The organism is Micromonospora sp. WMMC415, assembly GCF_009707425.1.
GTDB lineage: Bacteria > Actinomycetota > Actinomycetes > Mycobacteriales > Micromonosporaceae > Micromonospora.
On sequence record NZ_CP046104.1, the window covers coordinates 4009036 to 4032688 of the forward strand.

Below are 23653 nucleotides of genomic sequence, written 5' to 3' on the forward strand. Positions count from 1 at the left end.
TCGAGGCGACAGCGGCGAGGGGGAGGACGACGTGCGCCCACGGCATGGACGCGACCAGGACGGGGTCTGGCGGATCGGGCCGGTCCGCCTGCTGGCGGTGGTGGGGGTCGGCTACCTGATCGTCGTACTGGCACTGGCGGCCCTGACGGCGGGCGTCGACGGTGGACCGTCCACGGGGGCGGATCCCGGCCCCGGGGCCGGCGTCGTCACGTCCGCCCCGGAATCGTCCGCCTCGGCCGGCGCGGGTGAGGGCGCCGCCGGAGCGTCCACTCCGGCGTCCCCGGCCGGGAGGGACGTGCGCGTGGGATCAGTGGAGAACCGGTCGACCCCGCCGTCCCGGTCTCCGTCGTCGTCCACGGCGCGCCCGTCGGCCGCACCGCCGCCCGCCGCCCCGGCCGCACCGCCGGTGGTGACCACGGCGTACGAGGCGGAGTCGCCGGTGAACGGGCTGGCGGGCACCCGGACCTTCACCTGCTCCGGCTGCTCCGGGCAGAAGAAGGTGGGCTACGTCGGCCGTGACATGGGGGCGTTGCAGTTCAACGGCGTGACCGCCCGGGCGGGCGGCACGGCCACCGTGACGATCACCTTCGTCAACGGTGAGGGCCCGCGGGTCGGGCACATCAGCGTCAACGGCGGGTCGCCCATCGTCCTGACCTTCCCGGACACCGGCGGGTGGAGCACGGTCGACAGCACGACCGTCACGATGACGCTGCGACCCGGCGCCAACTCGGTGCGGATGTTCAATCCGCACGGGCCGGCACCCGACTTCGACAAGATCACCGTGAGCGTCCGCTGACACGTCGATTCGCCCTGGTCGCCGGTCCGGCCGGTGGGCGTGCGACACCGCCGACCGGCGGCGCGGTCAGGTGTGCAGGGTCCGGCTGGGCGGCACGCCGAAGGTGGCCCGGTACCGGGCGGTGAATCGGCTGTGGCTGACGAAGCCCCAGCGGTGGGCGATGCGGGCGACGGTCTCCCGCTCCGGGTCGGCCCGCAGCAGGTCCTGATGGGCCCGGTACAGCCGGATCCCGCGCAGGTGCGCCATCGGCGTGATGTCGAGATGGGTACGGAAGGCGAGTTGCACGGCGCGGGGGGAGACCCGGGCCGCCGCGGCGATGTCCGCCGCGCCGATGTCCTCGTGCGCGTGCTCCTCCATGAAGGCGACCGCACGGCGGACCGTGGCGACGCCGGCGTCCCGGCGGTCCTCGCCGGTCGCGGCCAGCCCGGCGGCTCCGCCGAAGGCGGTCGCCGCGGCCGCGGCGACCATGCGGATCGCCGCGCCCGTCACCAGCGGTTGGCCGGCGGCCTCCGGGTTCGCCAGGACGGCCTCCCGCAGGTAGGCGACGGTTGTCCGCCAGTGCCGGGCGAGGTGCGGCGGGGCGGCCGTGAGGACGTCGAAGCGCAGCGGCGTCGCCGTGCCGGTCGCCCTGGCCAGCAGGCCGAGGTCCAGGACGCACACCGCGACCGCGCCGACCTGCCAGCGTACGGAGTGGGCGCGCTCGGGCGGCGCTGCCAGGAAGGTGTCCCCGGGCGTGAACCGGTGCTCGGCGCCGGCGCAGGTCCGGCTGACCCTCGCGGTGACCGTCTCGCAGACGACCAGCGTGCCGAGGGGCTCGGCGTCGATTCGCAGGTCGCCGGAGTGGGCGGTGTCGTCGAGGCGTACCGCACCGAGGTCGACGCGGTGGTGTCGCAGGCGGTACGGCCCGTCGCCGGCCTCGATCCGGAGCCGGGTGCCGTACGACGCCGCGAGGTGGTCGTGGATCAGGTCGGGATCGCGGCTGTCGAAGCGGTGGATGACGGCTTCCTGCGTACTCACTCCGCCTCCCGCGGATTGAGCAACCGGTGTGTCCAGCGGCAGCGGGAATTTCGCCGGGCGCAACGCCCTGTGGTGGAGTGTACGGTCCGACGACTGCGGGGGATAGCGTTTTCCCGCCGTGGACCGGCCCGGATTCCCCCACCGTGGCCCGGTCGGCGTTCCTCCTTCGCAAACGGGCTAGCCGGCCGCGCCCGGCGGGCTAGCTACCGTCGTCGGCGACCAGTGAATCTTGGCCGGGACCCATGCCAGGTCCGTACCCGTCCGACCGCTGGCCGGGCACCGTGGACACGGCGCGTCGTCCCCGGTGGACGAACGAACGGGGTGAGAACAGTGGACATCAGCGACACCACGCGGATCGCCCGGGCGACGGCGGCGGAGACGGTGCGCCGACTGACCCTCGACCGCGGTGTCGGTGCGGTCGACACCCGTGCCGGCGAGGTGCAGGCCTGCTTACGGGACGTCCTGGCCGACGTGCTGCGCTCCGACCGGCCACCGCGGCCGGACCGGCTGTCGGAGCTCTGCGCCGAGCTGGGCCTGACCCGTGCCGTGTTCGACGCCCTCGGACACCACCTGCTCACCGTCCTGCTGCCGCACCGGGTGGGGCCGGACGCGCTGATCCGGGTGGGCGCGCTGCTCAGCACGGTCCGGCGGCGCCTGGCACCGGAGGAGCAGAGCTCACCCAACGCCGGGCCGGCGCGTCCCGGCCCGGGAAAGCGCAACGGCGCGTCGCGACGGTACCGACCGGCCCGGCCGCCGGAACACCTGCCGGACACGCCGAGCTGGACGTGCGGCGGCTGCGGCGAGGAGTGGCCCTGCGCCACCAAGCAGAGCCAGCTGCTCGCCGAGTACGGCGGCGCCAGCACCGGCCTCGCCGTCTACCTCGGATCCTGCCTGTTCGCCGCGGTCGAGGACCTCCCCGCACTCCCGGTGGCCCGGGCCCGCAACCGGTTCCTGGGCTGGCTGCCGCGCGCCCGGTACTAGCGCGACGCGCCCGACCGGTCAGGCCCGCAGGGTCCGGCTCGGAGGGACGCCGAACTCGGCCCGGTACAGCCCGGTGAAGCGACTGTGACTGGAGAACCCCCAGCGGGCCGCCACCGCGCCCACCGTGGTCGTGCCCGGGTCGGCGTCCCGCAGCTCCCGGTGCGCGTGATCGAGACGGGCCCACCGCAGGTAGGCGGTCGGAGTCGTGTCGAGGTGACGCCGAAAGGCCAGCTGCACCGCCCGGATGCTCACCCGGGCCGCCGCGGCGATGTCGGCGACGCTGATGTCGAGGGCGGCGTGGTCGTCGATGAACGCGACGGCCCGGCGTAACGCCCACACGCCGGCGTCCCGCCGGTCCTCGATGGTGGGTTCGGTCAGCGCGGTGGTGGGGAAGGCGGACAGGGTGGCCGCGACGAGCAGCCGCGCCGCGTTGCCGACCAGCAGCGGGTTGGCCGCCACCTCCGGGATGGTCAGGACCTCGCCCCGGACGTAGGCGAAGGTGCGCCGCCACGCGGCGGCGGCTTCCGCGGACACCGGGCGGAGGTCGAGGAAGCGCACCGGCTCCGGCGCCCGGCCGGGCGCGGTCTCGGCGACCTGGTCGGCCAGGTCGGTGGTGAACACCGCCACGTGGGCGGCGGCGTCGCGCACCCGGGCGGTGTACGGCTGGTCGGGTGGCGCCGGCAGGAAGACGTCCCCGGGGCGGAGGGCCCGCTCGGGGCCGACGGCCGAGCGGAAGCTGATCGCTCCCGAGGTGAGCAGCCCGACGTGGACGGCGCCCGGCGGCTCGACGTCCGCGTCGAAGTGCATCTGGAACACCAGCCGGTCCAGGCGGACCGGGCCGAGCCGGGATTCGGCGAGCCGCAGGACGTGGGGCCCGCCGCCGCTGCTGATCCGCAGGCGACCGTAGCGACCGCTCAGCTGTGCGTGCACGGCCTCGGGACCCGCGGCCACCACCGTCGCAGGGGACACGTCGGACCGGTCGGGAGGCCGCTCGCCGTGCGCCGGCCCGCCGTCGGCCCCGACGCCCGGGGCGCGGCTGCGAGGCGCAGGGTCGCTCACGGTCCCCCCTCGGCGGTGCTGCGATCACCGGCCGGTGCGGGCAGTTCCCGCCCGTGGCCTCACTCTAGACCCGCCTCCGACCGCGGCGCCTACGGGAGCACGCCGAGGGTGTCCGGCTGACGGGACGGCAGGTGGGTGCCGGTGGCCCGGTGCTTCTCCTGCTTGACCCGGTAGAGGCGTTGGTCGGCGGCGTGCATCAACGACTCCAGCGTCGTCCCGTCGTACGGGGCGGTGGCCCAGCCGATGCTGACACCGGCCTGCTGGCCCACCGCCGCGTCGACCCGGGCCGTCACCGCCTGCGCGGTCGCCGCGTCGGCCTCGACCAGGACGACGACGAACTCGTCGCCGCCGATCCGGGCGACCACGTCGTCCGGGCGGACCGTCCGGCGGACAGCCGCCACCGTCGTCTGGAGCAGTTGGTCACCGGCCGCGTGCCCGTACCGGTCGTTGACGAGCTTGAAGTCGTCGAGGTCCAGGCAGAGCAGGGACGGGCCGGGGCGGCACCGGGGAACGAACAGGGTGGAGGCGAACTCCGCCAGTCCGCGCCGGTTCAGCGCGCCGGTGAGCGGATCCAGGGTCGCGAGAGCGCGGAGCTGGGAGCGCTGCCGGGCGACCTTGCGGGCCTGCGTGGAGCAGACCGAGATCAGCACGACCATCCCGGCGACGTTGATGAAGAGGTGGCCGGGCCGCATCGGCTCGCCGACGGCGGCGACCCCCACGTACGTCCCGAGGGTGAGCACCTCGAGCGCGATCATGAGCCGCAGGCCGGGAGTCTGGGTGGCCACGAAGACCACGGTGGTCACGAAACCCAGGGCGGCGGGTGCGGCCGCGCCGCCGTCCCAGTGTGAACCCAGCGCCAGTGCGACGAGGGTGACCATCATGATGACGCCGGAGGTGCGGTAGCCGGCCGCTTTCGTGGTCACCCGCCGCGCGGCCCACAGGCCCACCGCGCCGCCCGCCATGCCGCAGCCGTACATCACCAGCATCTTGCCCCGGTGCGGCTGGTCCAGGGTGAGAAGGCAGTACAGGACGGCGACCCCGTGCGAGACGACGTGCAGGGCCGCACTGAGCCGCATGCGTCGGCGGCGCTCGTTCACCGATTGCCCCCCGCACCTACCGCACCCGGCGGGTGCCGCCGGGTGACGCCAGAGCGAAACCGGTCGAAGTGGCGGAGTCCCATGGCGAGGCCGCTCCGACGTGGCACCGTGCCACCTGCACATTGAATGGTGTGCCGCAGGTCACCGTCAAGACCTGTTGCCGGGAAGCTGCACGCACGGTAACCGCGACCGGGCATCCTACGGACAATGCACGTCACCATGGCCGGCTCCCGTCGCGGCCCCGCGCTGCTGCTGCTGGCCGCGGTGCCGCCGATGCTGGAGATGGGCGCCCTGCTGGGCCTCGGGTTCTTCGCCGCGCAGCCGCTGGCTCCGCAGGCCACCGCCGTCTGGCCGTACGACTCGTACCACGACCTGCGCTGGCTGCTCGTCTACCACAACTCGTGGGCGATGTTCCTGCTCGGCCTGGTGGTCGCTGTCGTCGTGCGGGGCGTGCTGTCCGCCGGCCTGACGGCACTGGCCTGGCCGGCGGAGCTGGATCGCCCGTCGTGGCGCTGGCTGGTGCTGCGCAACCTGGAGGTCGCGGCGATCGCCATCCTGATCATCTCGCCGTGGGCGGCCATCTCCGTCGCGTTCTCCGCGGTGGCGCTCTCCTGGTACCTGTTCGCATCGGTGGTTCCGATGCTGGTCATCGCGCCGTTCCTCCAGCGGGCGGGGGTCGTCCAGCACTGGTGGCGGGGACTGCCGTCGGCCCGGCTCCTCGGCTGGTCGCTGCTGAACTTCCTGGTGCTCACCATTGCCAGCGCCGTGATCGTGAGCGTGCCGGGCTGGTCGCGGATCCTCGTGGCGGGTCTGGCCGGTGTGGTCAATGGACTGTTGTGGCGGCGGACGGTGCGGGCGGCCGTCCAGCACGAGCCAGCCCACTGGGCACGGGTGCCGGTGGCGCCGATCGCGATCGTGCTCACCATGGTCGCCGCGGTGGGAGTCCCACCGCTGGTCGGACTCGCGGCGGGGACGAGGGGGGCGTGGACCCCGCCGCTCGTCCGGTACCCGCTCCCGGACCGGGTGCCCTACGCGGTGATCGTCCTGGCCGGCTTCGAGTCGAGCTGGGACGGGCAGCCACCGGTCGACCCGCGGGTGGAACGCTTCTCGTACGCCGGCATCGACGGCTCCGGCCGGCCGTTGCCGTACCGGCCGGAGGCGACCCACCGTTCGCTGGACTCCAGCGCGGCCCTGCTGGGGCAGCAGGTCGAGGCGCTGCACCAGCGGACCGGCCGGCCGATCGCTCTCGCCGGGGAGAGCGAGGGCGCGCTGGTGATCCGGACATACCTCGACAAGCTCGCCCCCGGGCCGGTGGCGGCGGTGCTGTTGTACAGCCCGCTGATCTGGCCCGGCCGCGCCTACTACCCGCCACCCTGGCACCAAGGGTGGGGCGTGGTGGCCGGCTGGGAGCTGCGCGGCATCGCCGCCGTCACGAACCTGGTCAGCGAGATCGACACCGGACCGGACGAGCCGTTCATCCGGTCCGTCATCGCCGAGGCGCCCTTCTACCGCAACCGCATCCTCTGCCCGGTTCCCGGCGTCCGCATCATCGCCTTCCTGCCCCTGGTCGGTGCGGCCGAGGCGCCGCCCGGCGAGTACACGGACGTTCCGGTCGTCGAGGTTCCGGCCCTGCACGGCGGCCTCCTCAACCGGGACGACGTCTACGAACAGTCCATCCACTTCCTCGCCGGCGAGCCGGTCGCCCAACCCCTCGGGGGGTACGAGGTGGTGCAACGGTTCAGCGCCGCCTGGCAGGCGCCGCCGCTCATCCTCGACGTGAACCCGATCTGGGCCGCCGGCCGGGAGGGTGATCCGGCGATGACCGGCCGGATCTGCGAGGCCCGGTGACAGGCGCGGCACGGCCATGGCACCGGGTCAGCCGTTCGCGGCCCGGGCCTCGGGCTTGATCCACCCGAAGGTCCGCTCGACGGCGCGCTGCCAGTTCTCCCGCTCCTGGTCGCGGACCGTGGCGTCCATCTCCGGCGTCCACCGGGCGGCGAGGTGCCAGTTGCGGCGCAGGCCCTCCAGGTCGGGCCAGTACCCGACCGCGAGCCCGGCCGCGTACGCGGCGCCGAGGGAGACCGTCTCGGCCACCATCGGGCGTACCACCGGCACGGCGAGCACGTCCGCGACGAACTGCATCAGCAGGTTGTTCGCGGTCATCCCGCCGTCCACCCGCAGGGCCGTCAGCTCCAGCCCGGAGTCGGCGTTCATCGCGTCGACCACCTCGCGGGTCTGCCAGCCGGTCGCCTCCAGCACCGCGCGGGCCAGGTGCCCCTTGGTGATGTACGAGGTCAGCCCGACGATCACCCCGCGCGCCTCGCTGCGCCAGTGCGGCGCGAACAGCCCCGAGAAGGCGGGCACGATGTAGCAGCCGCCGTTGTCGTCGACCGTCCGGGCGAGGGTCTCGATCTCCGGCGCGGTGCTGATCAGCTCCAGCCGGTCGCGGAACCACTGCACCAGGGACCCGGTGATCGCGATGGACCCTTCGAGGGCGTACACGGCGGGCTCGTCGCCGATCCGGTAGCCGACGGTGGTGAGCAGCCCGTGACTGGAGTGCACCGGCTCGGCGCCGGTGTTGAGCAGCAGGAAACTGCCGGTGCCGTAGGTGCACTTGGCGTCGCCGGGGGCGAAGCAGGTCTGCCCGAACAGGGCCGCCTGCTGGTCGCCGAGGGCCGCCGCGATCCGGACGCCCGGCAGGACGGTCGTGGCGGTGCCGTACACCTCGGAGGAGGAGCGGATCTCGGGCAGCATGGCGGCGGGGACACCGAAGAAGGCCAGCAGGTCCGGGTGCCAGTCGAGGGTCCGCAGGTCCATCAGCATGGTGCGGCTGGCGTTGGTGACGTCGGTCAGGTGCAGGCCGCCGTCCGGGCCGCCGGTGAGGTTCCAGATCAGCCAGCTCTCCATCGTCCCGAAGAGCACCTCACCGCGCTCGGCCCGCTCGGCGAGGCCGGGCGTGTGGTCGAGCAGCCAGCGCAGCTTCGGCCCGGAGAAGTACGTGGTCAGTGGCAGCCCGCAGAGCCGCTGGACGTCCTCGGCGCCGGGGGAGCGGGTTAGGGTCTCCACCACCGCGTCGGTGCGGGTGTCCTGCCAGATGATCGCGGGCGCCACCGGGACGCCGGTGCGCCGGTCCCAGACGATCGTGCTCTCGCGCTGGTTGGCGATGCCGATCGCGGCGATCTGGTCGGCGGTGACGCCGGCCTGGGCGAGGGCGCGGGGGACGACCCGGCCCACGTTGCGCCAGATCTCCGCGGCGTCGTGCTCCACCCAGCCGGGCCGGGGGAAGTGCTGCTGGTGCTCCCGCTGGGCCACCGAGACGAGGTTGCCGCGGCGGTCGAACACGATGCAGCGGGTGGAGGTCGTTCCCTGGTCGATGGCGACGACGTAGCTTTCGGTCATGGCGCGTCCTTCGTGAAGCCGGGTGGTGGGGTGGGCTGATCACCAGCGCGCGGCGCCGAGATCACGGGACACCGCGCGGGCGGCGTCGCGGACGTACGTGACGAGGGTCGGGCGGGGGACTCCCGATCCGTCGCAGATGCGGTCCACCGGACCGGAGAGCCCGATCGCGCCCACGACCAGGCCGCCGTAGCCGCGGATCGGCGCGGCGATACCGGCCTTGCCGGGGGTCATCTCCTCGATCTCGGCTCCCCAGCCGTTGTCCCGGATCTCGCTGAGGGCCCGGGTGAGGGCCCGTGCGGTGACCAGGGTGCGGCGGGTGTAGGGCTCGGGCTCGCCCTGCATGACCGTGTTGGCGGCGCCCACGTCGTAGGCGAGCAGGACCTTGCCGAGCGCGGTGGCGTGCGGGGGCAGCAGCGACCCGACGTCCAGGGTCTGGAGGGTGTCGTCGGGGCGGAACACGTGGTGGACCACCAGCACCTTGCCGTCCAGCAGGGTGCCGATGCGGACTGCCTCGCCGCTGCGCGCGGCGAGGGGGTCCGCCCAGTTGATGGAGCGGGAGCGGAGTTCGTTGACGTCGAGGTAGCTCGTGCCGAGGTGCAGCAGGGCGGCGCCGAGCTGGTACTTGCCGGAGGTCTTGTCCTGCTCCACGAACCCGACGTCCTGGAGGGTGCGCACGATGCCGTGCGCCGTGCCCTTGGGCAGGTCGAGGGAGCGGGCGATCTCTCCGATGCCGAGCCGGCCGGAACTGCTGGCCAGCAGGCGGAGGATCGCCGCGGCACGTGCGATGGACTGCACCTGACCCGGCATGGGCCGGAATGCTAATCGCGTTCGGGCCATCGCAACAGTGTTCGACATTGTCGACCGGGGTTCGTTGACCCGCCTTCCTGCGTTTCCTACGGTTCACCGCACGGCGACGTCCGACACCTCGCCGACACCGACCGGCCCTCCGCCCGTCCCCCTGCTAGCGGAGGGCCGCCACCCCCCTGGAGGCACCATGACACAGCGATTGAGAGCGCCGGGCCTGCTCGGCGAACTTGCCGCCGAGTTCGCCGGCACCGCCATCCTGATCCTGTTCGGCGTGGGCGTCGTCGCCCAGGTCGCCGCCGCCGGCACCGGCGAGTTCGACAGCATCGCCTGGGCCTGGGGCCTCGGCGTGACCCTCGGCGTCTACGTCGCCGGCCGGATCAGCGGCGCCCACCTCAACCCCGCGGTGACCCTCGCCCTCGCCGTCTTCAAGGGCTTCTCCTGGCGCAAGGTCATGCCGTACGCGCTGGCCCAGACCGCCGGCGCGTTCGTCGCGGCCCTGATCATCCGCTGGAACTACAGCGAGGTGCTGTCCCGGTTCGACCCGGGCCTCACCAGCAAGAGTCAGGGCGTCTTCTCCACCCTGCCGGGCGCCGGCGTCACCGAGTGGGGCGCGCTGCGCGACCAGATCATCGGTACGGCGATCCTCCTGTTCCTCGTGCTCGCCGTCACCGACGCCCGCAACTCCCTGCCCGGTTCCAACCTCGCCCCGCTGATCGTCGGCCTGATCGTCGTCGCGATCGGCATGGCCTTCGCGGTCAACGCCGGCTACGCGATCAACCCCGCCCGTGACTTCGGCCCCCGCCTCGCGTCGTTCCTGACCGGGTACGAGACGGCGTTCCAGGACGCCGGCGGATATCCGTACTTCTGGGTGCCCATCGTCGGGCCGCTCGTCGGCGGTGTTCTCGGCGCCGGCCTCTACGAGCTGCTCATCGGCCGGTTCCTGCCGAGCGACGAGCCGGAGCCGGGCACTCTCGCCACCGAGACGGTTGCGGAGCCCGAGCCCGCCCGCGTCTGATCGACACATCCCCCTACGACCCGCAGAGGAGACCTCCCGCATGGCTGACTTCGTCGGCGCGGTGGACCAGGGCACCACCAGCACCCGTTTCATGATCTTCGACCACGGTGGCAACGAGATCGGCCGCCACCAGCTCGAGCACCAGCAGATCCTGCCGCAGGCCGGCTGGGTCGAGCACAACCCGCTGGAGATCTGGGAGCGGACCCAGACCGTCATCCAGACCGCGATGAACGAGCGCGGCCTCAGCGCCGCCGACCTCGCCGCACTGGGCATCACCAACCAGCGCGAGACCACCGTCGTGTGGAACCGCCGCACCGGCCGCCCCTACTACAACGCCATCGTCTGGCAGGACACCCGGACCGACCGGATCGCCTCCGCGCTGGAGCGCGAGGGCAAGGGCGATGTCATCCGGCGCAAGGCCGGCCTGCCGCCGGCGACCTACTTCTCCGGCGGCAAGATCCAGTGGATCCTGGAGAACGTCGAGGGGGTCCGGGAGGACGCCGAGCGCGGTGAGGCGATCTTCGGCAACACCGACACCTGGCTGCTGTGGAACCTCACCGGCGGCACCGAGGGCGGGGTGCACGTCACCGACCCCACCAACGCCAGCCGCACCATGCTGATGAACCTGGAGACGCTGGACTGGGACGACGAGCTGCTGTCGTTCTTCGGCATCCCGCGCGCCATGCTGCCGCAGATCCGGCCGTCGTCGGACCCGAACACGTACGGGACCACCGCGCCGCACGGCCCGTTCACCGGCCCGGTCCCGCTCACCGGGGACCTCGGCGACCAGCAGGCCGCCACCGTCGGGCAGGTCTGCTTCGCCCCCGGCGAGGCCAAGAACACGTACGGCACCGGCAACTTCATGCTGCTCAACACCGGCACCGAGATCGTCCGGTCCAAGGCCGGCCTGCTCACCACGGTGTGCTACCAGTTCGGCACCGACGCCCCGGTGTACGCCCTGGAGGGCTCCATCGCGGTCACCGGGTCGGCGGTGCAGTGGCTGCGCGACCAGCTCAAGATCATCAGCACGGCGGCGCAGAGCGAGATCCTCGCCCGCCAGGTCGAGGACAACGGCGGCGTGTACTTCGTACCGGCGTTCTCGGGGCTGTTCGCCCCGTACTGGCGCTCCGACGCCCGCGGCGCGATCGTCGGGCTGTCCCGGTTCAACACCGACGCCCACATCGCCCGGGCCACGCTGGAGTCCATCTGCTACCAGAGCCGGGACGTGGCCGAGGCCATGGAGAAGGACTCCGGGGTGCCCCTGGACGTCCTCAAGGTCGACGGCGGCGTCACCGTCAACGACCTGTGCATGCAGATGCAGGCCGACATCCTCGGCGTGCCGGTGAGCCGGCCGGTGGTCGCCGAGACCACCGCGCTCGGCGCCGCGTACGCCGCCGGCCTCGCCGTCGGCTTCTGGAAGAACACCGACGAGCTGCGGGAGAACTGGAACGAGAGCCGGCGCTGGCAGCCCAGCTGGTCGCCCGAGCAGCGCGAGAACGGCTACGGCCGCTGGAAGAAGGCGGTCCAGCGCACCCTCGACTGGGTCGACGTCGACTGATCAGCAACACCCCCACCCGAGGACCGGGCGGCCGGCGTCCCCCGCCGGCCGCCCGGACCGGCCGACGTCCGCGCCGGCCGCCCAGAAACAGGAGAACGAACGCATGCACTCCGCGACACTGTCACCGGCCGCCCGCGAGCGGTCCCTGGCCGCGCTCAGCAGCGGTCAGGAACTGGACGTCCTGGTGGTCGGCGGCGGCGTCACCGGCGCCGGCTGCGCCCTCGACGCCGTCACCCGGGGCCTGTCGGTCGGGCTCGTCGAGGCCCGCGACTGGGCCAGCGGCACGTCCAGCCGCTCCAGCAAGCTGATCCACGGCGGCCTGCGCTACCTGGAGATGCTCGACTTCGGCCTGGTCCGCGAGGCGCTGCGCGAGCGCGGCCTGCTGCTGCAACGGCTCGCCCCGCACCTGGTCCGCCCGGTGCCGTTCCTCTACCCGCTGCGCCACCGCGGGTGGGAGCGGCTGTACGCGGGAGCCGGCGTCCTGCTCTACGACACGATGAGCCTCTCCGGCAACCACGCCCGCGGCGTACCGGCCCACCGGCACCTCACCCGGCGCGGCGCGGTCCGCGCCTGCCCGTCGCTGCGGCCGGAGGCGCTGGTCGGCGCGTTGCAGTACTACGACGCCCAGGTCGACGACGCCCGGCTGGTGACCTGCCTGGTCCGCACCGCCGCGGCGCACGGCGCCCACCCGCTGTCCCGGGCCCGCGTCGTGGGCTTCCTGCGCGACGGCGACCGGGTCATCGGGGCGCGGGTGCACGACCTGGAGACCGACCGGGTCTTCGAGGTCCGCGCCCGGCAGGTCATCAACGCCACCGGCGTGTGGACCGACGACATCCAGGCACTCGTCGGCGAGCGCGGCCCGGTGCAGGTCCGCGCGTCGAAGGGCATCCACCTGGTGGTGCCCCGCGACCGGATCCACTCCACCACCGGCCTGATCCTGCGCACCGAGACCAGCGTCCTGTTCGTGATCCCGTGGGGCCGGCACTGGCTGATCGGCACCACCGACACCGACTGGGACCTGGACAAGGCGCACCCCGCCGCCACCAGCCGCGACATCGACTACCTGCTGGAGCGGGTCAACGAGGTCCTGGCCACCCCGCTGACCCGCGACGACGTCGAGGGCGTGTACGCGGGCCTGCGCCCGCTGCTGTCCGGGCACTCCGACGCCACGGCCAAGCTGTCCCGGGAGCACACCGTGGCCAGCCCGGTGCCGGGACTGGTCATGGTCGCCGGCGGCAAGTACACGACGTACCGGGTGATGGCGCGGGACGCGGTCGACGAGGCGGTGCGCGGTCTCGGCGAGGGCGTCCCCGCCTCGTGCACCGACCGGGTGCCGCTGCACGGGGCCGAGGGCTACGTCGCCCGGTGGAACCAGCGCCGCCGGATCGCCCGGCAGCACGGCCTGTCCGCCGAGCGGGTCGAGCACCTGCTGCGCCGCCACGGCGCCGCCGTCGACGAGGTGCTGGACCTGCTGCGGGAGGACCCGGCGCTGGCCGAGCCGCTCGACGGCGCCGACGACTACCTGCGCGTGGAGATCGTCTACGCGGCGTCCGCCGAGGGCGCCCTGCACCTGGAGGACGTGCTCACCCGGCGTACGCACATCTCGATCGAGACCTTCGACCGCGGGCTCGCCGCCGCCCGCCCGGCCGCCGAGCTGATGGCACCGGTGCTCGGCTGGGACGCCGAGCGGGTCGACCGGGAGGTCGCCCACTACGTGGCCCGGGTGCACGCCGAGCGGGCGGCGCACGAGCAGGCCGACGACGAGGCCGCAGACGCCGTCCGCCTGGGCGTACCGGACGTGGTGCCGCCGGTGGCGCTCGCCGCCTGACGCGGCTGCCCGGCGGTCGGTCGCACACCGCCGGGCGCGGATCCGGTCTCCGGCGGTGTGCCCGCGCACACCGCCGGAGCCGCGTTCCGGGTGCCCGCGGCGGGCGTGAGACGCTGGCGGCCGCATGATGATCGGGCCGCGACGCGGCGACCGGTCGACACCCGCTCCCGGGGGCACGACCGTGGCCGCTGCCGCGCCGGGCGCGCGCCGAAAGGAACGGCATGAGCGCAGCCGCCCCCGCGGTCACCTCCCCGCACCACCGGCCGGCCGACCGGCCCGCCGCACGGGACGGGATCGCGGCGTTCGTCCTCGCGGCGACCGCCTTCGCCCTCGTCACCGGTGAGACGCTGCCGGTGGGACTGCTCGGGCAGATCGCCGCGGACCTGCCCGCCGCGCCGAGCGTGGTCGGTCTCTCGGTGGCTCTCTACGCCGCCGTCGCGGCGGCCACCGCCGTACCGCTGACCCGGCTGCTCGCCCGCTGGGACCGGCGCCGGGTCCTGGTCGCCTGCGCCGCCACCTTCGCGCTCGGGCACCTCGTCACCGCGCTGGCGCCGACCGTCGCCGTCCTGATGGCCGGGCGGTGCGTGTCGGCGGCCGCGCACGGCGTCTACTTCGCGGTCGCGATGCCGGTGGCGACCCGCCTCGCCGCCCCGCACCGCCAGGGCCGCGCGGGCAGCCGGGTCGCGGTCGGCGGGGCCAGCGCCCTGGTGGTCGGGACCCCCCTGGTCACCCTCGTCGGCCAGGCGTGGGGATGGCGCGCCGCCGCGGCGACCGTCGTCGTCGCCTCGCTCGCCCTCGCCGGGGTCCTCGCCCGGACGCTGCCGGCGCTGCCCGGCGACCGGGGCCCGGGCACCGACGGCCGGCTGGCCGTCACGCTGCGCACGGCCGGGCTGCCAACCGTCCTGGCCGTCACCCTGCTCGCCGTCGCCGGGCACTTCGCGTTCTTCACCTACCTGGCGCCGTACGCCGACCGCGAACTCGGCGTCCGGGACGCCGGCCTCTCGCTCGTCCTGCTCTGCTACGGGATCGCGTCGGTGGCCGGCAGCGCGGCCGGGGGCCGGCTCGCCGACGCCGGGCCGGTCGCCAGCGTACGGGTGGCCGCGGCGGCGTTCACCGTGGTGCCGGCGGCGCTGTGGCTGAGCAGCCGGGCGGGCGCCACGGTGCCGGGCGCGGCGCTGCTGGTCCTCTCCGGCGCGTCGTTCTCGCTGCTCGCGGTCCTCACCGCGCTCGCCGTCCTGCGCCGGGTCGACGGCGGGCGGGCGGAGACCGCCAGCGCCCTGCACAGCATCCTCTTCCAGGTCGGGATCCTCGCCGGCTCGGCCCTGGGCAGCCTCTGCGCCCGGTTCGGTGCGGTCGACGTCATCCCGCTCGTCACGGCCGGGACCGGGCTCGTCGTCCTCGCCGTGGCGTCGCTCGCCGGCTCGGCCTTCCGCGCGCGTGCGGCCTGACGGGTTTCCCGGGGCCGGCAACGGGAACGCGGGCGGCGCCCGACAGCCGATCGACGGTCGGAGGAGCACGCCGTGTCCCACCAGGGTCTGTCCACCGCGGTGCCGAAGCGGCTCACGCCCGTGGCCGGGGCGCCCCTCTGGTGCGACGCCCGGGACCACGGGCTGCGCGGGGACGGGGTGACCAACGACCAGCCGGCCCTGGCGGCGCTGGTGGACCGGCTCGGCGAGGGGTACGCGGCCGACGGACGGGCCCGGGTGATCTACTGCCCGCCCGGGATCTACGCGATCCGGGACGCCGGCACGGTGTGGCGCAGCGGCGTGTCACTCATCGGGGCCGGCCCGGCGGCGACCCGCTTCCTGCTCAGCAACGAGGGCAACCGGTCCGACCCGGTGCCGCTCGCCTTCTGGACCACGGTGCAGCACGGCGCGGACCGGGACCGGCACATCGCCGAGTGCACGTTCGCCGACTTCGAGATCGACGGCTCGGGCGTGGCGATGACCGAGTACAGCTACCTCGCCAAGGGCCTGGGCCTGCAGTACGTCGTGCGGGGAGTGTTCCGCAACCTCTACATCCACCACACCGGCGCCACCGGCCTGGGCTGCGACTTCCTCCAGGACACGCTGATCGACGGGGTGGTCGTGATCGGCTGCGGCCGCCTGGACAACGGCCTCCAGATGGGTGGTGCGGGCATCGGCATCGGCGTCGGCGGGTGGGGCGAGATCGAGCGCTGCACCATCGCCAACTGCACCACGCTGGGCAACGGCACCAACGGGATCTTCCTGGAACTCCAGAAGCCGGACTGGACGCCGCCGCGCGGCTACCGCATCGTCGGCTGCCACAGCCAGGCCAACCGCTTCGGCATCTCCGACTGGGGCGCCGACGGTCTCGTCGTCTCCGCCTGCACGCTGACCGGCAACCTGGAGGCGGGCTTCGACGTCTCCGCCAACGGCACCGCCGGCGTCGCCGGCCGCGGCGGGATCCTCACCGACTGCGTCATCGACCGCAACGTCGGCGACGGCATCAGCATGGGAAACACGCCGGGCCCGTACACGATCCGGGGAAACCGGATCAGCGGCAACGGCGGGTACGGCTTCCACGAGCACGACCTGGGCAACGGCTACCGGGGTCCGGCCGTGTCCGTCGTGGTCGACGGCAACGACCTCGCCGACAACGGTCTCGACGCCGTCCGGGTCGACCGGCCGATGGTCGACGCCTTCCTGGTCGGCAACCGGATCCGCGACAACGGCCGCCGCTGCGCCCCCGCCACGAGCGGGTCGGGAGCCTCCGTGCGGTACGGGCGCAGGACGGTGACCGACGTCGGCGCTACCTGGCCACCGGACGGTCACCGGGGCAAGGTCGTCCACGTCGGCGGGCGGACGGCCGTGGTCGCCGGCAACAGCGCCACCGAGCTCAGCCTCGCCGAGGTACGGCCGGACGCCGCCAGCGGGTGGAACGAAGCGGTGCCGGAGCCCGGCAGCCGGTACGAGCTGCCCGCCCCGCCGCCGGTCCGCGCCGGGATCACCGTCAACGCCCCGCTCGATTCGGCGACCGTACGGGGCAACCGGGTGTGGGACACCGGCGCCGGAACCCAGACGTACGGCCTGTGGATCACCGGGCGGGGCAGCTGCGTGGCCTGCCGGATCGAGGACAACGACCTCGCCGGCAACGCCGACGGCGCGCTGCGCCTGGACACCCCACCGGTGGGCGGCCGGTGGACCGACAACCACACCGACGTGGAGTGAGCGCCGGTCACCCCCGCCGGTTGCGGGCGTCGAGCATGTCGTTGAGCGCCAGGGCCGTGGTGATCAGGGAGAGATGGCTGAACGCCTGCGGGAAGTTGCCGATCTGCTGGCCGGTGAGGGCGATCTCCTCCGCGTAGAGGCGCAGGTGGTTGCTGAAGGTGAACATCTTCTCGAACGTGAGCAGGGCGTCGTCGAGTCGCCCGGAGCAGGCCAGGGCGGCGACGTACCAGAAGGTGCACATGTTGAACGTGCCCTCGTCGCCGGGGAGCCCGTCCGGCGCCTCGGAGGGCTTGTACCGGTGCACGAGGCTGTCGGAGACCAGGTCCCGGTCGATGGCCTGCAAGGTGGACTGCCACAGCGGGTCGCTCGGGGTGACGAACCCGACCGACGGCATGATGAGCAGGGCGGCGTCGAGGACGTGCTCCCCGTACGCCTGGACGAAGGAGCGGCGGTTCCAGTCGTACCCCCGCAACATGATCTGGTTGTAGATCGCGTCCCGTTCGCGGACCCAGCGGGACACGTCGCCGGGGCGGCCGTGGCGGGCGGAGAGGCGGATCGCCCGGTCCATGGCCACCCAGGACATCAGGCGGCCGAAGGTGTAGTCACGGGGGTGGCTGCGGCTCTCCCAGATGCCCGCGTCCGGCTGGTCCCAGTTGTCGCAGAGCCAGTCGACCATCCGGACGGTGCTGCGCCACACCTGGTGCGAGGCGCGGATGCCCTGCTCGTCGGCGAAGAGCATGGCGTCCAGGGCCTCGCCGTGGATGTCGAGCTGGAGCTGGTCGGCGGCGCCGTTGCCGATCCGGACCGGCCCCGACCCCATGTACCCCTCCAGGTGGTCGAGGACCTCCTCGTGCAGGTCGGACGAGCCGTCCACCCGGTACATGATCTTGAGAGGTGCCGCGTGGTCGCCGGCCTCGCGGATGCGCTCGTCGAGCCAGTTGGTGTACCGGGCCGCCTCCTCGGTGAAGCCCAGCCCGAGCAGGGCGTGCACCGAGAACGAGGTGTCGCGGATCCAGGTGTAGCGGTAGTCCCAGTTGCGGGTGCCCCCGATCTCCTCGGGCAGGGAGGCGGTCGGTGCGGCGATCATGGCGCCGGTCGGCGCGTACGTCATGAGCTTGAGGGTGATCGCCGACCGTTCCACCATCTCCCGCCACCGCCCGGTGTACCGGGACCGGTCGAGCCACTGGCGCCAGTAGTCGCGGGTGAACTCGAACAGCGCCTGGACCTCTTCCCGGCTGAAGCGGCGGGGCGCCTGGGTGCCGGCGGTCTCCATGACGATCGCGCCCGTGTCACCCTCCTGCAGGGTGGTGAAGGCGATCAGGTCCCCGTCGAGGTTCTGCAGGTTCTCGATCGGGATCAGCCGGCCGTCGGGATGGGAGGTGTGCAGCGTCAGGGTGGCCGACGGACTCCGGAAGACGGCACCGTCCGCGTGCACGTCCAACTCGTGCCGCTCCCGGCCGTAGTCGAAGCGGGGGCAGCACTCGGCGCGGAACCGCATGCTGCCCCGCACCATGTTGATGGTCCGGATGATCCGGTGCTGGTCGGTGGGCCGCTCGCCGGTCACCGGCATGAAGTCGACGATCTCGCTGACGCCGTCCGCGCTGATGAAGCGGGTGATGAGAATCGGCGTGTCCGGCAGGTAGAGCTGCTTGCTGATGTACCGCACCCCGTCCGGCACGATCGAGAAGTACCCGCCGCGCCGGCGGTCCAGCAGCGCCCCGAAGATGCTCGGCGAGTCGAACCGGGGCGCGCAGAACCAGTCGATGGTGCCGTTGCGGGTGACCAGGGCGGCGGTCTGCAGGTCCCCGATGAGACCGTGATCCTCGATTGCCGGGTAGGCCGACATGCCGGTCTCCCCGTTTTCCCACGACACCTGTCGAACCTTAGGGACGCGGGGGCGGCGGGCGGCCGGGAACGCCGTCCGGCCACCCGTCCGGGTTACGGCGGTGCCCGGCGGCCGCCGGACACCGCCGTGACCGGTTACCACGGTGTGGACGGGAGGGTGGTCAGGGCAGCAGGCGGTCGGCGCCGGCGAACGCCCCGACGACGTACGGCACGGCCACGGCCGGCAGCACCGGGCCGTGGCGCAGGGTGGGCGTCCACCCGGCGTCGGGTGCCAGGTCGGGGTCGTGGGCGGCGTTGTAGGCGGCCGCCAGGTCCACCGGGCGGGCCGGGCCGTCGGCCGGGTCGACGACGTTGCCGCGGGTGGTGACCGCGGTGCCGCCCCAGTCGTGGAGCAGGTCGGCGGCGGTGATCCCCGCGCCGAGGGTGAAGGCGTTGCGCTCGACGTGCACCGCCGACCGCACGCCGATCCCGATCGCGTAGGCGAACCCGTCGCCGGCCAGCCGGTAGTGGTTGTTGTAGACGTCGACCTGGCCGAAGCGGACCCGGGGCAGGCGTTGGCGGACCCCGTCGAAGAGGTTGTGGTGCAGGGTCACGTTCAGCCGCCCGACGTCCGGGCCGACGGTGTTGGACGAGCCGATCAGCAGCACCTTGTCCCGGCCGACGAACCGGTTCCAAAACGGGCGGTCGCCGGACCGCTGCCCGACCTGCGCTTCGTGGCGACCGGCGGGATCGACGCCACCAACGCCGCCGACTTCCTCGCCGCCGGCGCCCGGGTGGTCGGGGTTGGCGTACAGCTCCTCCTCGGTGACCAGCTCCCGGCGCATGCTGCGGCGCAACATCCGGCCGTCCCGGTGCGGTCCGGACGCGCCCCAGGTCACCCGTCGGCCGGAAGGTCGCCCCCGACGACGGCCCAGGTCGTCTTGCCGTCGCCGACGGTCACGAAGCCCCAGTCGGAGGCGAGGGCCGCGACGATGGGGATGCCACGGCCCCGCTCGGCGAGCAGGTTCCCGTTTGCGGCCGGGTCCGGGCGGTCGGCGGCGCGGTCCCGCACACTCACCCGCACCGCCCCTGCCTGCTCCACCAGCGTGACGTCGAGCTCGGTGCCGGCGTGTTCCACGGCGTTGCTGACGAGCTCGGACGTGACAATGACGGCGCGCTCCATCATCCCCGGGCGACCCCACGCCCGACAGCGGTCGGCGACGAGCCGGCGCGCGGCGGCGGGGGAATCCGGGTGCGCGGGCAGGTTCAGGTGGGCCCGGCGGCGGCCAGGTGCCCCTTTCGGATCCCGACCGGGGCCGGCCGGCAGCAGGCCGGCGGCGTGCGTCGGCGGCTCGACGGTCAGGACCGGCCCGCCGGCGCGGGCGGCCGCCCAGGGGACGATCACCGTGCCGGCTGACGCGACCGCGACGGCGGGAAGGTCCCGCAGGTCGATGACGAGGTCCAGCGGGGCGTCGACGTCGCCGTCCCGCAGGACGGCGGCCAGCAGCGGTTCCGCGTCGGGCGGGCAGCCACCGGCGAGCACGATCCGGGTGGAGCCGGCGCGGAAGTCGCGTCGGAAGGCCCACTCGAGTGGCACGCTCATGTCGGCGGTGCGGGCGGCCCGGCGCATCGTTCCCAGTGCCGTCGCCACTGTCGTTCGTCCGGTTCGCCGGCTGCCGCCACCAGTACCTCGACCGATTCCCTCAGCCCGCCGCCGGCCCGCACCCCGGTCGTCGCCACCAGGCGCCGGATCTCGGCGGTGCGGTGCTGGATCACCGCGCCGACGATGTCCTTGCCCGCCGTCGTGAGGCTGAGCCAGGAAACCCGCCGGTCGCTCTCGCCCGGTCGCCGTGCCACCAGACCGCGACGGACCAGGCGGTCACAGGTCCGGGTGACGGTGGACGGGTGGACCTGCAGCGCCACGGCGAGGTCGACGACCCGGACCGGCCCCCGGGACGCGAGGAGGACGAGGGTCCGGTACTGCGACATCGTGAGGTCGACGTCCAGGACCCCGAGCGAGCGGACGGTGATGCCGACCAGCGATCGGCTCAGTGCCGCCAGGGCATCCACGAGGCCCTCGTCCACCGCCGTCGGGGACTCCGCCGGCTCCACGTAGAGTCGCACCGGCCAATGATTGCACGGATACACGCATTTATGGTCGGAGGGGTGACCATGGGAAATGCCGGCTCCACCGGCTCACCGGCGGTGCGGACCACCCGCTGGGAGCGGGTGACCGCGCTGCCGTTGACCGTTCTCTCCCTGGTGTTCCTGGCGGCGTACGCGGCGCCGATCCTGGATCCGCAGCTCGGGGCGGGCTGGAGGCGCGCCTGCCAGCTGACGACCCTCGCCATCTGGCTGCTGTTCTGGCTCGACATCGGTGTCCGCTTCGTTCAGCAGCCGGATCGACGGCGGTTCGTCCGCGAGCACCTGTTCGATCTCGCGGTGCTGCTCCTGCCGGTGCTCCGCCCGCTACGGGCGTTGCGGTTGGTGACGGTCGTGCTCACGCTGAGCCGGCGTACCGAGATCTGGGTCCGCGGCCGGCTCGGCGTCTACGTGGCGGCGACCACCCTGCTGCTGGTGGTGGTCGCGGCCCTGGCGGTCCTCGACGCCGAGCGGTACGCCCCGGACTCCTCCATCACCAGCTACGGGGACGCCCTGTGGTGGGCGGCCGTGACCATCACCACGGTCGGATACGGCGACTTCTACCCGGTCACGACCGAGGGACGGTTCGTGGCGGTCGGCCTGATGATCGGCGGTATCGGGCTGATCGGTTTCGTGACCGGCTCCCTCGCCACCTGGATCGTCGACCGGGTCTCCGGCCGCGGCCAGCAACCCGTCGCCACCGCCGAGGACATCGCCGCGCTGCGGCGGGAGATCGCGGCGCTGCGCCAGCGCCTCGAATCGCCGGACGGCACGCCGACCGAGGATGCCGCCGCCCGCCCCGTGCCGCCGCCCCGGACGACGCCGCCGTCGTGAGGCGGCGGAGGGCCTCGTCGGTGGTCGCCGGTGTGCGTCACCCGTGCGGCATGCGACGCCGGATCGCGGGCCGGTGGGTGGGCAGCGCGACGGCGTACAGGTCGTCGAGGAGTGCGTCCAGCAGGCGGGTGATCCGTGGCTGCGGGCCCGCGGTCGCGCGCACGTCGTCGACGATCATCGCCAGGTACGTGTCGAACGGCAGGCTGTTCACCTGTACCCGGACGGTTCCGTCGTCGTCGCGGACCGTGCGGGCCCGCTCGGGGCGGGTGGCCAGCCGGCGGAGCAGGTCGTGGGCCTCCTGTACGGCGCGGGTCGCGGTGGTGACGTCGTTCGAGGCGGGGGAGAGGGCCCGCTCGGCGATGTCGGCGAGTTGCCGAAAGCCGAATCCGACGTCCTGACCCGGGGTGCGTTCCACACCGATGGTCACCGTGCGTGCGGCGCGATCGGCGGGCAGCGGGCGAGGTTCGTCGCCCGGACACCGGTGCGCGCGGAAGAGCGGCGCGCCCGCGACCACGAAATCGCCCGGTGTGGGGACGACCGAGATGGCGCAGCCGTGTTCCCGGGCCAGCCGGGCGAGCCGGGCGACGTCGACGTCGGTGACCATGCCCGGCACCGGAGCCGGCAGGACCTGTACGACGTCGCCGGTGACCCGCAGGGGCGGGTGTTCGTCGTCCGGCAGGTGTCGCTCGATGGTCCGGCGCGTCTGCGCGCCGATCGACGCGATGATGTGCGACACCCGCATCACGGTGGTGATGTGGTGCAGGTAGTAGATGAACATCCCGCTGCTGCCCAGGACGAGCGACATCGAGACGGCGAGCGACAACTCCGGCAGCCGCTGCTCGTCCCGGGCCGGCAGCGCGGCGAGGACGACCATCGCGAACAGGAAGGTCGCGACGAACGTGCCCAGCGTCGCCTGGATGGTCCGGTCCTGCAGGAAGGTGCGCAGCACCCGGGGCGAGTACTGGCTGCTGGCGAGTTGCAAGGCCACGACCGTGATGGAGAAGACCAGCGCCGTGAAGGAGATCATCGCGGTGATGATCGACGACAGCAGCGACCGGGCGCCGGCCGGCCCGCCGGGCAGGAGCCACTCGACGGGGAGGTCCAGGTGCAGCTCCAGCATCGACAGGCCGATCGCCGCCGCCACCGCCCCCACGGCGCAGACCGCCGGCAGCAGCCAGAAGCTGGCCAGCACCTCGGCGGCCAGCGCCGCAGGGTTGCGGGGCCGACTCACGGCGTCCAGATCCCGGGCGTCACGCCCTGATCCTGGCGTACGCGGGACGGTCCCGCCCGGCGTACGACGTACCGCCCGGACGGGGCGGTGCCGCCGGCCGTCACTCCCGCTGCTCCCGGTCACCCTCGTCCCGCTGCCGTTCCGAGCTGAGGAAGAAGGCTCCCAGCGCTCCGGCCAGGGTGGCGAAGACGACCACCGAGTAGACCGCGAGCGCCAGTTCGACGACCTGGGCGAGCGGGTCGGTGGCGGTGAGCGGCTCGCCCGTGATGGTGGTGAGGGCGACGTCGTGCAGCGCCTGCCCGTACGTCCGGTAGGAGCCGGTGAGAACGAGCAACTGCCCGACGGACAGGATGACCGTGGTGGTGATGATCGCCAGCCAGGCGAGCCGGTCGGTGAGCAGGCGTCCGGCGGAGCGGGAGCCGCGGACGGCGGCGGTGATGACGCCGCCGGCGCGGGTGGCGCGCAGGGTGGCGGCGGCCCGGGCGAACCGCAGGAACGGTACGGCGAGGAAGATGACCTGCCACCAGTTGCGGCGCCAGAAGGCGCGGGGGCGGTGCCGGGCGAGCCAGGCGCGCAGGGCGAACTCGGCCACGAACACCGCCCACAGGACCCAGCTGGTGACGGTCAGGGCGGTGGACAGGGTGGGGTGCCGGGCGAGTGACTGTCCGAGCACGACCAGCAGGAAGAGCACGCCGAGGGCGCCCATCGGCTTGTCCAGCCGCCGGGCGAGACCGTTGAGGACGGCGTCGCGGGACCGCTGGTCGCCCCGACGGCCGGTCATCCGGGGAGCCGGGTGGGCGGCAGGGGCCGGCGGTGGGTGGGCACGGCGTCAGCGGATGGCGGTGGTCGGTCCGGCGGTGGCCGGTGCGGGCCG

The 23653-nt window shown here is 73.5% G+C and carries 20 protein-coding genes; 9 read left to right on the forward strand and 11 right to left on the reverse strand.

Annotated features, from left to right (window positions below):
- The first annotated feature begins 31 nt into the window (after positions 1–31).
- Positions 32–796, forward strand: a complete 765-nt coding sequence (locus GKC29_RS18775) for a hypothetical protein (protein WP_155332062.1) — start codon at positions 32–34, stop codon at positions 794–796.
- A gap of 66 nt (positions 797–862) precedes the next feature.
- Here the strand turns inward: GKC29_RS18775 and GKC29_RS18780 are convergent, their stop codons facing one another.
- Entirely contained in the window at positions 863–1813 is a 951-nt protein-coding gene (locus GKC29_RS18780) for a helix-turn-helix transcriptional regulator (protein ID WP_155332063.1), read from the reverse strand.
- A 330-nt stretch (positions 1814–2143) separates the two neighbouring features.
- Between GKC29_RS18780 and GKC29_RS30035 the strand changes: the two genes are divergently transcribed.
- Positions 2144–2794, forward strand: a complete 651-nt coding sequence (locus tag GKC29_RS30035) for a hypothetical protein (protein WP_230688708.1) — start codon at positions 2144–2146, stop codon at positions 2792–2794.
- A gap of 18 nt (positions 2795–2812) precedes the next feature.
- On the opposite strand, the gene GKC29_RS18790 is transcribed toward GKC29_RS30035, so the two are convergent.
- Both GKC29_RS18790 and GKC29_RS18795 read right to left on the reverse strand, forming a co-directional pair.
- Positions 2813–3853 carry an AraC family transcriptional regulator gene (locus GKC29_RS18790; RefSeq protein WP_155332064.1) on the reverse strand — a complete coding sequence of 347 codons (1041 nt, stop codon included), beginning with the start codon at positions 3851–3853 and terminating at the stop codon, positions 2813–2815.
- A gap of 89 nt (positions 3854–3942) precedes the next feature.
- Positions 3943–4929, reverse strand: a complete 987-nt coding sequence (locus GKC29_RS18795; protein WP_196255654.1) for a GGDEF domain-containing protein — start codon at positions 4927–4929, stop codon at positions 3943–3945.
- A gap of 228 nt (positions 4930–5157) precedes the next feature.
- Here GKC29_RS18795 and GKC29_RS18800 point away from each other — a divergent pair, with 228 nt between their 5' ends.
- Positions 5158–6798: a hypothetical protein gene (locus GKC29_RS18800; RefSeq protein WP_155332066.1), complete on the forward strand. Its 1641-nt coding sequence runs from the start codon at positions 5158–5160 to the stop codon at positions 6796–6798.
- A gap of 27 nt (positions 6799–6825) precedes the next feature.
- Here the strand turns inward: GKC29_RS18800 and glpK (GKC29_RS18805) are convergent, their stop codons facing one another.
- Both glpK (GKC29_RS18805) and GKC29_RS18810 read right to left on the reverse strand, forming a co-directional pair.
- Entirely contained in the window at positions 6826–8349 is a 1524-nt protein-coding gene (gene glpK / locus GKC29_RS18805) for a glycerol kinase GlpK (protein WP_155332067.1), read from the reverse strand.
- Between the two features lie 39 nt (positions 8350–8388).
- A complete protein-coding gene (locus GKC29_RS18810) occupies positions 8389–9156 on the reverse strand; it encodes an IclR family transcriptional regulator (RefSeq protein ID WP_155332068.1) in 768 nt (255 codons plus the stop codon).
- A gap of 187 nt (positions 9157–9343) precedes the next feature.
- On the opposite strand from GKC29_RS18810, the gene GKC29_RS18815 reads away from it, so the two are divergent.
- The 5 genes from GKC29_RS18815 to GKC29_RS18835 all read left to right on the forward strand — a co-directional run bounded on the left by GKC29_RS18815 (position 9344) and on the right by GKC29_RS18835 (position 16748).
- On the forward strand, positions 9344–10171 hold the full coding sequence (locus tag GKC29_RS18815; protein WP_155332069.1) for an MIP/aquaporin family protein: 828 nt from the start codon (positions 9344–9346) through the stop codon (positions 10169–10171).
- Between the two features lie 40 nt (positions 10172–10211).
- Positions 10212–11729 (forward strand): glycerol kinase GlpK, encoded by a 1518-nt coding sequence (gene glpK, locus GKC29_RS18820; protein WP_155332070.1) that lies wholly within the window; start codon positions 10212–10214, stop codon positions 11727–11729.
- Between the two features lie 103 nt (positions 11730–11832).
- Positions 11833–13557 (forward strand): glycerol-3-phosphate dehydrogenase/oxidase, encoded by a 1725-nt coding sequence (locus GKC29_RS18825; protein ID WP_155332071.1) that lies wholly within the window; start codon positions 11833–11835, stop codon positions 13555–13557.
- A 221-nt stretch (positions 13558–13778) separates the two neighbouring features.
- Positions 13779–15005: an MFS transporter gene (locus tag GKC29_RS18830; protein WP_155332072.1), complete on the forward strand. Its 1227-nt coding sequence runs from the start codon at positions 13779–13781 to the stop codon at positions 15003–15005.
- A 72-nt stretch (positions 15006–15077) separates the two neighbouring features.
- Complete coding sequence (locus GKC29_RS18835; protein ID WP_155332073.1) at positions 15078–16748, forward strand: right-handed parallel beta-helix repeat-containing protein; 1671 nt, start codon at positions 15078–15080, stop codon at positions 16746–16748.
- Between the two features lie 7 nt (positions 16749–16755).
- Here the strand turns inward: GKC29_RS18835 and GKC29_RS18840 are convergent, their stop codons facing one another.
- The 4 genes from GKC29_RS18840 to GKC29_RS18860 all read right to left on the reverse strand — a co-directional run bounded on the left by GKC29_RS18840 (position 16756) and on the right by GKC29_RS18860 (position 20696).
- Positions 16756–18594 (reverse strand): glycoside hydrolase family 15 protein, encoded by a 1839-nt coding sequence (locus tag GKC29_RS18840; RefSeq protein WP_155334233.1) that lies wholly within the window; start codon positions 18592–18594, stop codon positions 16756–16758.
- A 160-nt stretch (positions 18595–18754) separates the two neighbouring features.
- On the reverse strand, positions 18755–19432 hold the full coding sequence (locus GKC29_RS18845) for a hypothetical protein (RefSeq protein WP_230688709.1): 678 nt from the start codon (positions 19430–19432) through the stop codon (positions 18755–18757).
- Between the two features lie 35 nt (positions 19433–19467).
- Positions 19468–20175 carry an ATP-binding protein gene (locus tag GKC29_RS18855; RefSeq protein ID WP_196255655.1) on the reverse strand — a complete coding sequence of 236 codons (708 nt, stop codon included), beginning with the start codon at positions 20173–20175 and terminating at the stop codon, positions 19468–19470.
- Positions 20172–20696, reverse strand: a complete 525-nt coding sequence (locus GKC29_RS18860) for a MarR family winged helix-turn-helix transcriptional regulator (RefSeq protein ID WP_155332075.1) — start codon at positions 20694–20696, stop codon at positions 20172–20174. Before GKC29_RS18860 ends, GKC29_RS18855 begins: the two co-directional genes overlap by 4 nt.
- A 48-nt stretch (positions 20697–20744) precedes the next feature.
- Here GKC29_RS18860 and GKC29_RS18865 point away from each other — a divergent pair, with 48 nt between their 5' ends.
- Positions 20745–21548 carry a potassium channel family protein gene (locus tag GKC29_RS18865; protein ID WP_155334234.1) on the forward strand — a complete coding sequence of 268 codons (804 nt, stop codon included), beginning with the start codon at positions 20745–20747 and terminating at the stop codon, positions 21546–21548.
- A gap of 37 nt (positions 21549–21585) precedes the next feature.
- Here GKC29_RS18865 and GKC29_RS18870 read toward each other — a convergent pair whose 3' ends face one another.
- Positions 21586–22779, reverse strand: a complete 1194-nt coding sequence (locus GKC29_RS18870; protein ID WP_196255656.1) for a DUF2254 domain-containing protein — start codon at positions 22777–22779, stop codon at positions 21586–21588.
- A gap of 100 nt (positions 22780–22879) precedes the next feature.
- The gene (locus GKC29_RS18875; RefSeq protein ID WP_155332077.1) at positions 22880–23560 is read right to left on the reverse strand and encodes a hypothetical protein; all 681 of its coding nucleotides are present in this window, start codon (positions 23558–23560) and stop codon (positions 22880–22882) included.
- Positions 23561–23653 lie beyond the last annotated feature (93 nt).

Coding starts and splice junctions, on each gene's coding strand:
- GKC29_RS18795 (WP_196255654.1), bottom strand. CDS start 4,929: ATGCGGCTCAGTGCGGCCCTGCACGTCGTCTCGCACGGGGTCGCCGTC.
- GKC29_RS18800 (WP_155332066.1), top strand. CDS start 5,158: ATGCACGTCACCATGGCCGGCTCCCGTCGCGGCCCCGCGCTGCTGCTG.
- glpK (WP_155332067.1), bottom strand. CDS start 8,349: ATGACCGAAAGCTACGTCGTCGCCATCGACCAGGGAACGACCTCCACC.
- GKC29_RS18810 (WP_155332068.1), bottom strand. CDS start 9,156: ATGCCGGGTCAGGTGCAGTCCATCGCACGTGCCGCGGCGATCCTCCGC.
- GKC29_RS18815 (WP_155332069.1), top strand. CDS start 9,344: ATGACACAGCGATTGAGAGCGCCGGGCCTGCTCGGCGAACTTGCCGCC.
- glpK (WP_155332070.1), top strand. CDS start 10,212: ATGGCTGACTTCGTCGGCGCGGTGGACCAGGGCACCACCAGCACCCGT.
- GKC29_RS18825 (WP_155332071.1), top strand. CDS start 11,833: ATGCACTCCGCGACACTGTCACCGGCCGCCCGCGAGCGGTCCCTGGCC.
- GKC29_RS18830 (WP_155332072.1), top strand. CDS start 13,779: ATGAGCGCAGCCGCCCCCGCGGTCACCTCCCCGCACCACCGGCCGGCC.
- GKC29_RS18840 (WP_155334233.1), bottom strand. CDS start 18,594: ATGTCGGCCTACCCGGCAATCGAGGATCACGGTCTCATCGGGGACCTG.
- GKC29_RS18845 (WP_230688709.1), bottom strand. CDS start 19,432: ATGTTGCGCCGCAGCATGCGCCGGGAGCTGGTCACCGAGGAGGAGCTG.
- GKC29_RS18855 (WP_196255655.1), bottom strand. CDS start 20,175: ATGAGCGTGCCACTCGAGTGGGCCTTCCGACGCGACTTCCGCGCCGGC.
- GKC29_RS18865 (WP_155334234.1), top strand. CDS start 20,745: ATGGGAAATGCCGGCTCCACCGGCTCACCGGCGGTGCGGACCACCCGC.
- GKC29_RS18875 (WP_155332077.1), bottom strand. CDS start 23,560: ATGACCGGCCGTCGGGGCGACCAGCGGTCCCGCGACGCCGTCCTCAAC.